Origin of the sequence: Streptomyces sp. NPDC059009, from assembly GCF_042740175.1 — a bacterium.
Lineage (GTDB): Bacteria > Actinomycetota > Actinomycetes > Streptomycetales > Streptomycetaceae > Streptomyces.
This window is the reverse complement of the sequence record NZ_JBHYJB010000071.1, coordinates 15,884-25,524: the sequence shown is the minus strand read 5'-3', so window position 1 is coordinate 25,524 and position 9,641 is coordinate 15,884. Positions and strand designations below refer to the sequence as shown.

The following is a 9,641-nucleotide window of genomic DNA, read 5'->3' as shown; positions in this document are numbered from 1 at the left end:
AGGACGCGGCGGGGTCGGGTGTGGTCATCGGGAGCTTCCGTTCCGGTCGGTGGAGTTCTTCGTACGTACGGCCTCGATGGCATGGGGCTGGTGGAGCTGGACGTCGCGGCGGGCGAGGGCGAGCAGATACACGTAGTGCTCGACGTGCTCGGCCAGGGCCGCCGCGCCGAGCGGGTTTCCGGCGCGGGTGTGGGCGTCCTGGAGCGCTTCGGTCGTCTCGACGAGGGCCTCCAGGTGGTTCGTGCGGCGGTCGAGGTAGATCGCTCGGCGCCGCGGAGCCTTGGGCGCCGCGGAGCTGTCGAGGCGGGCGAGGTCGGCGGCGAAGGCGTGGAGGTCGGCCTGGACCTCGCGGACGTTGCGGGCGGTGGGCATCGGGCTGGGCTCTCCCTGATCGGTGGCCAGATAGGGCGGGGTCGGGCGCGGACGGGGCCGCACCCGGTGGATCGTGGGTGCGGCCCTGGTGCGGTCAGTCGGAGTCGGCGGCGGGGTAGAGGCGCAGGATCGAGGCGTGCAGTCCGGCGGCCTCATCGAGCCACAGGGTCGCGGTCTGGGGCTGCTTGTCCTGCCGCTGGTGGGCGGATGCCTTCAGCAGCTCCTCGGCCTGGACCAACACGGCGCGGAGCTTGGGGAGTTCGGGGTCGGCGTCGCCGTGTTCGAGAGCGGCGAGGGCGTCGGATAAGAGGCTGGCGGCGTCCAGGAGGTCCTCGTCGACCGAGGTCAGTTCGACGAGTGCGGACGCGGTGTCGGTGTGGTTCATGGCGGTGGTTCCTCTCGGAGGTCAGGCGGTGTAGCGCGGCAGGACGGCCTCGGCGCGCGCGGTGAGTGCGGCGAGCACGTTGGGCTCGTGCTGGTGGCGGATCTGGCGCAGGGTCTGAGGCAGCCGGTTGGCGGCGACGATGGTGAGCCCGGAGCCGGTGGCGATGCCGTGGCGCGGCACCGTGGCGCCCTGGATGGCGATGACCGGCGAGACCGGCACGCCCAGTGCCTTGGATGCCTGGGCGGCCTCCCACTCGACGGTGGACAGGGCGTTCTTGTAGGAGCTGCGGCCGATGCGGAGCACGCCCCCGCGTACCGAGACCCGGCCGCCGCCGCGCGTCGTCTTGGTGTCGACGTACACGGCGCCCATGCCGTCGGGGACCAGCGCGATGTGATCGAGGTTCGCCCTGCTGTCCGGTACGCGGCGGTCGTGCAGGACGACCCAGTGCTGCCGGGTGAGGGAGGTGAGGATCCGGGCGGTCCGCTGCTCCCCGGCGGCGCCGAGCTGCCAGCGGCGCACCTGCGGACTCGGCTCGTAGATCCGCCGCATGAGCAGGACCGGGATGGCCAGGGCGGCGGCGAGGGAGAGTGTGGGGGTGAATACCAGGTCGGCGGTGCTGTAGCCGAGGTAGGCGAGCACGAGCGAGGGCAGCGCCCAGACGCGGGCGCGGCGGTGCTGTTCGGCGAGTTCGGCCTGGCGCAGTTCACGGGCGCGCTGTCGGGCGGAGGCGCCGGCCGTCTGCCACGGGGCGGGGGCCGGGGCGCTCATCGCGCCTCACTCCGCATCGCGAGGACGGCGTCCAGGACGTGCGCGTCCGGGGTCCACAGGTAGAGGGCCCCGGTGCAGGAGACCGGCTCGGGCAGCGCGCTGATGCCGCTGAGCTCCCAGTGCCAGCCCTCGGGCTCGCCCCACGGGGCGCAGCACACGCGCCCGTTGTCGTCGAGGCGGGCACGGTGGCAGCCGGTGAGGCGGCCGGTGGCGACGATCGCGCGGCGGGGGAAGGACAGGTCGGGGTGTTCGTCCTGGGCCTGGGCGACGAGGTCCTCGTCCGCCCTGGTGGCGGCGTGGATGAGGAGCAGCCCGCGGTACTGGGTGCGCTGCTTGCGGTTCTCAATTCGCTTGCCGAGGTGGGCGATTGCGTCTGCCCACGGCTGCTGTGTGGTCAGGGTGCGCGCGGTGTGCAGGGCGTGGGTGACGGCCGACTGCAGGAGGTCGGGACCGAGGCCGTCGACCAGGGCGCGGGCGGCGTCCTGCCGGGCGAGTGCGAGGTCGGGGTAGGCGCCGCTCTCCCAGTTGATCGTGTCCTGGGCGTGACGGGGGCCGTAGCCGAGGCGCTCGTCGGCGATGGCCTCGGCGGCCTGCGCGGTGGTGGTGTGCGCGGTCAGGTGCATCGGGCTGGCGGCGAGTTCGGCCGCGAGCGTGGTGGCGTCGGTCTGGCGTCGGGTCAGGGTGATGGTCACGGCGGTGTCCTCCGTGGGTTGGGTGTGCAGGGACCCCGGCCGGGGCGGGTGTGGTGTTGGGCAGACGCACCCCGGCCGGGAGTTGAGGGGCCAGCAGGTCCGGCCCCGGAGCACAGCAAGGGCCCGGGGCCGGAGGGGGCTACTGGCTTTCGCGCTCGGCGATGTAGGTGTCCGCGTTCGCGCGGGCGCGCTTCTTGCCGTGGCCGGACATGAGGGCGCCGAAGGGGGAGCCGTCGGGGCCGAAGAGCAGCCACTCATTGGCGTCGCCGTAGCCGATGGCGAGCTCCCACCAGCCGGATGCGGTGTGGCGGCGCATGGTGCGCTCGTCGTCGTTGAACCAGCCGAGCCGGGCCAGGTACTCGTCGGTCCGCGCGGCCTGGGCGAGGAGTTGGCGGTTCTCGCGCTGCAGGGCGAGGGTGTCCGGCTGCTGGGTGAGGGCCCACAGTTCGACGCGGCGCAGTGCGCAGTTGAAGCGCGCGGCGATCTCGTGCGCGCCGTCGGCGCGGTGGCGGGTGCGCACCTTGCCGCCGTGGACGCGGTGTACCTCGCGCACGGCGTCGATGGCGGACTTCTTCGACCAGGCGGACAGCATCAGGTGTCCGCGCACGGCGCCCGCAGAGTCGATCTCCCAGGTGGTCACCGGGGGGATGTCGTCGCGCTTGAGGAGTGTCTCGACGGCGCGTGCGGCGCCGAGCTGGTTGGCGCGGTGGTACTCGGCGGCGATGTCGGTGGCGGGGCACGTCATGGCGCTCACCGGCCGTTGGGGGCGTCGAGTTCGGCCAGCTCCGCGAGGTCGTCGCACAGCTTCTGTTCGGCGGCCTCGCCGAAGGTGGCCCACGCCTGCGCACTGGTAGCCCATGGCTTGTCCCCGTGCGGTTGCTCGGTGAGGCCGGACAGCTGCCGGGTGCGCGCCTCGGCGTAGAGAGCGGTGAGCTCCTCGTCGCCTGAGGGTGACTCGGGGACGAACTGGCTGTGGCTGATGGTCACGGTGTGGGGCTGCTGGCCACGCGCGAGGGCGTTGAGGGTGTGGCTGGTGCCGTAGGCGTAGGCGAAGGCGGCGCGGTGCCAGACCCGGGCCAGCGAGAGCGCCAACCCCTGGTGGGAGAAGGCGATTTCGCCGAGCGTGGCCGGGATCTGGGTGCGCTGGTAGCCCTCGTAGAGGACGTGCGCGGCGGTGACGGGGTCGGTGGAGGAGTCGGCCTCGGCGACATCGGAGCGCAGCACCCGGGCGGCGGCGTCGGCGCCCTCGTACGCGGTGCGGGCGCGGTCGGCGGCGAGCCGGAGAGAGCTGAGGCCGAGGGGCAGCTCGTGGGCCCACGGGGGTGCACTGGCATGAGTCGGGTCGTACACGGTGTGTTCTCCCTGATGTTGGGCAGGGTGTGCGGTCGGTGGTGCGGTGGCCTTCGCGGGGCCGCCCGTTGGTGGCGGGCGGGGTGTGCCCCCGGTGGGGCCGTGGTGGTGCGCTACTTCTTCTTGTTGAGGGCGGAGACCGAGGCGGCGCTGATGCCGAGCAGGGCGCCCGCGTCGCGCTGGGAGACGCCGGCGCGGGCCAGCCGCTTGGCGAGCGGCTCGGCTGCGGTGCGGGCCTGCTCGGCGAGCTGGTCGGCCTCGCGGCGCAGATTGCGGGCGTCGGTGAGCTGCTGGTCGAGGCCCTCGTCGCCGGTACTGGGGACGATCTCCAGCACGAGGGCCTCGCGGTCGAGGCCCTCGTGTTCGGCGATGGCCTGGCGCACCAGGGTCCCCAGCCGGGAGAGCGAGCGGGTCGGGTCGACCTCCACCTCGGGCAGCTCGTCGATGCTGGGCTGCCACAGTCCGCCTGTGGTCAGGACGGCGCGGACGTGAAAGCAGCTGCTCGAGGTGTCAGTCATGAGGTCAGTGGGTCCTCTCGGTGACCACTCCCACGGCGCGCGCGAGGGCGAGCAGGTCGTCGTCCTCGGTGCCCGGCTTCGCGGTCGTGCGGCGCACCGCGTCGGCGAGCGGGGGCAGCACCCGGGCCGCGGCGTTGAGCACCGACAACTCGTCGGGGTCGACGGCCAGTTCGGCGAGGATGTTGGACGCGTCCTGCGCGTGCTGCGGCACCACGTGGGTGGTGGTGATGGATGTGGTGGACAATGGGGCCTCCGTACGAGTTGCGGAGCGAGGGGCACGGCGATCGTTGGGAAGCGGCAGCCGTGCCCCTCGCATTTCTGCGGGGCCGGGCGGGAAGCCCAGCCCCTCCATAGTGTTCAGGCCCTGAACACTTGTCAATGCCCTGAACGGTGCGTGTCGGGAGGGGCGTGAATCCACCCCAGTCTGGCTCGAATCTGACACCGGCATGGGCAGGGGCCCGGATTCAACTCCGGGCCCCTGAAGGCGAGTTACTGCCAGTTCTCGGGCAGGTTCCAGGAGGAACCCTGGAGCTGCCCGACCACGGCGACGATGTCGTCCGGGTCGAACTCTCTGAGCAGCTCCAGGAGCACGGCGTCCCCCTGCGCGCTGACGCCCTTGCTGAAGTGCTCGCGCCCGGCCTCCACCAGCCGCCGCCGGATGTGCTCTCGTGCGTCTGTGCCACGCTCCGTCACGGACACTCCTCCCCGTGGTCGGTCATGCCTGTGCGGTGATGGCGTCCATCTGGCTGGCGGGCAGGCGCCCGAACTTCATGTCCTCGGTGGCCGGGTCGTAGGTGCGCACCCGCACGTCCAGGCCGGTCCGCGGCGCCTCCACCGCCGTCCCGGGACGGACCACGATCATCACGTGGGCGGGACCGCCCGACTGGAACTGAGTGAAGATCAGGTCACCGGAGCGCTCCTGACCGGAGGCCACGGGCACGGCCACCTCATACATGTCCTGGCTCGTGCGGACCTTGAGCTGATAGCCCTTCTGCCGCCACGCCCACACGATCAACCCGGAGCAATCGAAGGTGTCCGGGCCGGTGCCGCCCCACTCGTACGGCTTGCCGACCTGCCCCAGCGCGGCGGACACGTAGCCGGTGACGTTGGCGGAGGCTGGAATGCTGAGCGGGGTGCACCCCGAACTGCTGTTGACCTGCTGGACCCCACCCGGTGTCGAGTTCGCCGAGGCCACGATCTGCACGGCCTTCTGCTCGTGCTGGGCGTACGCGTCGGGAAACCCGGAGTGCTGCACGGCCTGGGCGGCGTCGGTGACCTTCATGTTCTGCCAGCCGGGCACCTTTATCAGTCGGCTGTAGAACTTCGATGCGCTGTAGACGGGGTTCATGACCTGCGAGGCACTGCCCCAGTTCATGGACGGCCGCTGCTGGAACAGGCCCTTGGAGTCCCGGTCGCCGTAGGGGATGTTGCGCAGGTTGGACTCCTGCATCGCGGTGGCGACCGCGACGACGCGGCCGCGCACCGGCACCCCCATCTGCGCACCGACCGAGACGATCGTCCCGGCGTTGCGGATCTGCTCGGAGGACATCCCGAGCCCCTTCGGATTGAGCTTCTTGTCGACGATGGCGCACGCCACGTCGGCCAGGTTGAGGTTCTCGAGCGGCGTGGTCGCGGCCTCCGACAGCACGTAGGGCACGATCAGGGCGCCTGCGGCCGCGGCCGTGGCCAGCAGTGCGAGTTTGCGCCCCATCACTGCTCCTTCTGCGCACCGGGCTGCAGGTCATCGACCCGCCAACCCGCTTTGGGATGCGGGACGAGGATGACCGACACGACGCCGCCGTCGGTGGGCACCGCGACCTGCGTCTGCCCCACGCCCCCGGTGTCGGTCAGCCGCGCCCGGCCGGTGACGTGCTCGGCCGGGACGTTGCGCATGTCCACGGTGGTGAGCTTGCGGGCCATGTGGTCCGTCGCGTACCGGGCGGTGGCCACGTACCACTCCGTCTGGTCCTTGGGGTGGCTGGCCCACGCCGCGACGAACGCCTTGGCGATGTCGATGGCCCGCCCGTAGTCCCGCGAAGGCGAGGTCGAGGGGGTCGGCGCGGGGCGCGACGGGCTCGCCGACGGCGGGCGGGTACCCGGGGTACCCGGGCCGGGGGCGGCGGTGGGCTGCCCCCCGCCGGCGGATGTCAGCGCGACCAGGCCGAGCACGGCCGCCGTGAGGACGGCGACCGTGGCGACCAGGCGGCGCACGCTGTACAGGGGCCAGAGCAGCAACTGGCGCACGAGATCACGCATCACCGCTCCTCGTCATCCGGGCCCTGGCCGCGCTCGTCGCGCAGCTGGTAGCCGCTGTCCGGGTTGAAGATGACGTAGACCTGCCCACCGTCCTCGTCGAGCGTGGGCGGCACGACGGTGGGTCCGCCCTCGGGCTGCACGTACGGCCGGTCCCCTTGCGGCGGGGTCGGCAGCGCGCCGTCCGGGGCCGGGAGCGTCGCTGTGCCGCCGCTGCTGGCGCTGTCGGAGGGCCGCTGTCCGTTGCTGCGGGGTGAGGGCAGTTCGGCCGCCGTGCCCCCGCCGGAGGAGCCTCCGGGCAGCGGTGCGGGCCCGTCGGGAACGGACGGGGCGGACAGGCTGTCGCTGTCGTCGACCCGCCCGCCGCGCCCGCCTCCGTTGGCGGCGGGAAGGCTGCGCCCCGACTTCGCTGCGGCCGGGTCGAGGTCCTCGACGTACCAGCCCTCGGCGTCCCACACATCGTCGCTCGCGTGCCCGGCCTGCGCGGGCCGGTAGATGTCCGGCGCGCTCTGGCCCTCGTCGCGCTCGTAGTCCGCATACAGCGGCAGTCCGCCCGACTGCGTACCGCCGTCCTGACCGGCACCGTCCTGCCCACCGGTCGTGCCGTCGGCTGCGGGCTGGCCCTTGTTGCCCCACCAGCCGTTGCCGCGCCGTCCCGACCCCCCGTGCTGGAGGTCGTCCTCGTCGGCACCGGAGCCGAGGGCGCCCCGCTCTCCGGCCGCGCCTCCTTCGATGGCGTCGGTGAGGTCGTCGATGGCCTCGGTGTTGCGGCCCATCACCTTCCGCATGGTGCGCGTGACCAAGTAGTACTGCGCGTACCGCTTGGCGAACCGGCCGGGACCGCCAAGGGCGTTGCCGCCGTCGGCCAGCCAGTTGCTATTGGGGTTGACCATGGCCGAGAGCCGGGTGAACGGCTTGCAGATCTTCCAGAGCACCCAGGTGACCAGGAGCATCAGCACTGCCTTGAACCACGGCGGCAACGCGACGCTCTCGTCAGCCAGTTCCCGCACCATGAGGACGTCGATTGCCCCGCCGACCGCGAAGATCGGAATGTTGACGACTGCGGCCGCCACGGCATTCAGGCTGGTGCGGACGCTGCCCTGCATGCGGCGGTGCAGTCCGATCACGGCGAGAGCCGGGAACGTGATCACCACGAACCTGATCATGATCTTTCCGCCGATGATGATCAGGTCCGAGAGCAGGCTGAACGTGTTGCTGGCGAAGGACTGGAAGTTGGAGATGAACGCGGCGCCCAGGCGCCCCTCCTTCTTCCCGGTCAGGTTCTCGTACGCGCTCGCATCCTCCGCCTTGATCTTCTCGGCGAGCTCCTCGAACGTCTTCTTCTTCGCGGCGATGACCTTGGAGCGCTCGTCGGCGGGGAGCTGGTTCTGGCGCCACGTCAGAGCCTGGCTGTCGAAGAGCTGCACGCCGTACTTCTTGGCGACCTTGCTGTCGTCGTCGCCCAGTTCGCCGCGCAGCCACTGCTGATAGAGCACCGACTTGACCAGCATGTTGCCGTGCGTGGTGTTCGCCGCAGGGGCGTTGCTCTCGTCGGGGTAGACGGGGTTGCCCGGAGCCCCGGGGGTGTCGGGGTCGATGGCCGGGTCCGCGGGCTTGTAGGCGGCCTGGGTGGCGCCGGAGCCTGCGGTGGCGGGCTGGTCGGCGTCGTTGCCGTTCAGGTCGGTCGAGGCGAATGCCTGGTCGATCGCGCTGATCGTCGAATTCACCGCGCCGTCAGCGAACTTGGACGCCTGCACCGGGTAGGAGGCCACCCCCGTGGCCAGCGCCATCACGATCAGGGCCCACACGATCTGGGTGAGCACGTCGGGCAGGTTGCGCTTGCGGGCCTGAAGGATGAGCACGATGCCCAGGGCCAGCAGGGAGATGCCGATCCACGGCGAGTACACCGCGTCCCGCACAGCGCGGGTGGCGTTCTCGACGACCGGGTCCATTGCGTCCAGGGCGCCGTCGGACACGGCGTACTGGCGCATCTTGACCGTCAGCGCGGTCCAGAACTTCGACCAGGTGAAGACCTTGTTCGCGAAGCCGTTGTCACTGGCGGCGCCCATGTCGCGCAGCGCCCCGCCGCACCCGAGGTCATAGGTGGACCAGCGCAGGCCCGCGTACCCGTACTGCTCGTACAGGTAGGCGTCCGCGTCGGCCGCCTTCGGGTCCCGGCTGGGCGGCATGTCCTTGGTCGAGGGCCCCTCGTCGACCCATCCGAGGATGCCGTCCCCGGGTGCCTCGACGTCCGGGGCGGCCTTGCAGTCGCCCGTGATGGTGTCCAGAGGGCTGCTCTTGTCGCCCCGGCAGAACTCGTATCCGGGCGTCCCCTTGAGGCTGCTGCAGGCGTCGTCCTTGGCGGATCCGCCGCCGCCTTTCTTGCCGTCCTGCTTCTCCTCGCCCTCGATGCAGTACTTGTATCCGGGCGTTCCCTTGATGAGGTCGCAGTCCCCCTTGTCGGTGGGGATCTGGGTGGTGACGGAGGCGGCCGGGGCCGCGTCGGCGATGCCGACCATGGGCACCATCAGCATCATCAGCAGACCGAGCACCGGGGCCAGGCGTCCGGCCAGGCGCAGCCGGATACGGGACAGACGCGTGCTCATGCGCGCACCCCCGTGGTCAGGTCCACGGCCCAGGGGTTGTCGCTGCGCCGGTCGCGGTGCGGGTTGGCGGTGGTGTCGAGCGCGGCGAGCAGGGCAGGGCGGTGGCGCAGCGCCACGGTGATGCGCTCGATGCCGCCCGCGCCGTCGCTCATGATGAACTCGCGGTCGCCGCGCCGCTCTTCGGCGTCGTGGGCCTGCGCGGAGAGGCCGGCGAGCAGCTTCTCGTAGCCGTTGCCCGTGCCGACCTTGAGTAGCCTGAGGGCGGCGCGCTGCGCCTCGGCGCCGACGGTCCGGCCCACGAAGCAGCTGTCGACCCAGTTCTCGATTCCGGCGTTGAGGATGTCCTGGCCGTCCTGGGTGAGCAGGAGCGAGCGCACGTCGTGCTTGCGCGAGTCGCGGCCGGTCTTGCGCAGCAGCTCGCGCCCGGAGGAGACGCGCTGGATCTCGTGCGCCTCATCCATCAACAGGCCTTTGCGTTCGTGCAGGTCGCGGGCGTAGATGCTGCGCTGCGCGTACCAGCCTGCGAGGTAGAGCATGGGCATGGACAGCCGCTCTTCCTCGCTCCATTCCTGGCGCGGGGTGGCGGCGTCCGGCAGGGACAGGCCCTTGAGGTTGAGGACGACCAGGCGCCAGTGCCGGGTGAGGTAGGAGTCGTCCCCGCCGTCCGCCGAGGGGAAGATCAGGGAGCCCTGGGGCA

13 protein-coding genes are annotated in these 9,641 nt (G+C 71.5%); all 13 read right to left on the bottom strand.

Annotated elements, in window-relative coordinates; genetic code table 11:
• Nucleotides 1-24 precede the first annotated feature (24 nt).
• Nucleotides 25-372, bottom strand: coding sequence for a hypothetical protein (locus ACFWYM_RS42995; protein WP_384850666.1), 348 nt, complete (start codon nt 370-372; stop codon nt 25-27).
• Between the two features lie 94 nt (nt 373-466).
• The gene (locus tag ACFWYM_RS42990) at nt 467-757 is read right to left on the bottom strand and encodes a hypothetical protein (protein WP_384850663.1); all 291 of its coding nucleotides are present in this window, start codon (nt 755-757) and stop codon (nt 467-469) included.
• A 21-nt stretch (nt 758-778) separates the two neighbouring features.
• A complete protein-coding gene (locus ACFWYM_RS42985; RefSeq protein WP_384850660.1) occupies nt 779-1,525 on the bottom strand; it encodes a nuclease-related domain-containing protein in 747 nt (248 codons plus the stop codon).
• The gene (locus tag ACFWYM_RS42980; protein ID WP_384850658.1) at nt 1,522-2,217 is read right to left on the bottom strand and encodes a hypothetical protein; all 696 of its coding nucleotides are present in this window, start codon (nt 2,215-2,217) and stop codon (nt 1,522-1,524) included. Before ACFWYM_RS42980 ends, ACFWYM_RS42985 begins: the two co-directional genes overlap by 4 nt.
• A 139-nt stretch (nt 2,218-2,356) precedes the next feature.
• A complete protein-coding gene (locus tag ACFWYM_RS42975; protein WP_384850655.1) occupies nt 2,357-2,971 on the bottom strand; it encodes a hypothetical protein in 615 nt (204 codons plus the stop codon).
• Nucleotides 2,968-3,567, bottom strand: coding sequence for a hypothetical protein (locus ACFWYM_RS42970; protein WP_384850652.1), 600 nt, complete (start codon nt 3,565-3,567; stop codon nt 2,968-2,970). The genes ACFWYM_RS42975 and ACFWYM_RS42970 overlap by 4 nt, the downstream gene beginning before the upstream one ends.
• A 113-nt stretch (nt 3,568-3,680) precedes the next feature.
• Nucleotides 3,681-4,085 carry a hypothetical protein gene (locus ACFWYM_RS42965; protein ID WP_384850649.1) on the bottom strand — a complete coding sequence of 135 codons (405 nt, stop codon included), beginning with the start codon at nt 4,083-4,085 and terminating at the stop codon, nt 3,681-3,683.
• Between the two features lie 4 nt (nt 4,086-4,089).
• A complete protein-coding gene (locus ACFWYM_RS42960) occupies nt 4,090-4,329 on the bottom strand; it encodes a hypothetical protein (protein WP_384850645.1) in 240 nt (79 codons plus the stop codon).
• Between the two features lie 245 nt (nt 4,330-4,574).
• Nucleotides 4,575-4,778, bottom strand: coding sequence for a hypothetical protein (locus ACFWYM_RS42955; RefSeq protein ID WP_384850642.1), 204 nt, complete (start codon nt 4,776-4,778; stop codon nt 4,575-4,577).
• 22 nt (nt 4,779-4,800) lie between these two features.
• Nucleotides 4,801-5,796, bottom strand: a complete 996-nt coding sequence (locus ACFWYM_RS42950) for a C40 family peptidase (RefSeq protein ID WP_384850639.1) — start codon at nt 5,794-5,796, stop codon at nt 4,801-4,803.
• Nucleotides 5,796-6,341 (bottom strand): hypothetical protein, encoded by a 546-nt coding sequence (locus tag ACFWYM_RS42945; RefSeq protein WP_384850636.1) that lies wholly within the window; start codon nt 6,339-6,341, stop codon nt 5,796-5,798. The genes ACFWYM_RS42950 and ACFWYM_RS42945 overlap by 1 nt, the downstream gene beginning before the upstream one ends.
• On the bottom strand, nt 6,341-8,944 hold the full coding sequence (locus tag ACFWYM_RS42940; protein ID WP_384850633.1) for a hypothetical protein: 2,604 nt from the start codon (nt 8,942-8,944) through the stop codon (nt 6,341-6,343). The genes ACFWYM_RS42945 and ACFWYM_RS42940 overlap by 1 nt, the downstream gene beginning before the upstream one ends.
• Nucleotides 8,941-9,641: ATP-binding protein (locus ACFWYM_RS42935; RefSeq protein ID WP_384850630.1), on the bottom strand; the 701-nt coding region annotated here is incomplete at its 5' end. The genes ACFWYM_RS42935 and ACFWYM_RS42940, both read right to left, overlap by 4 nt.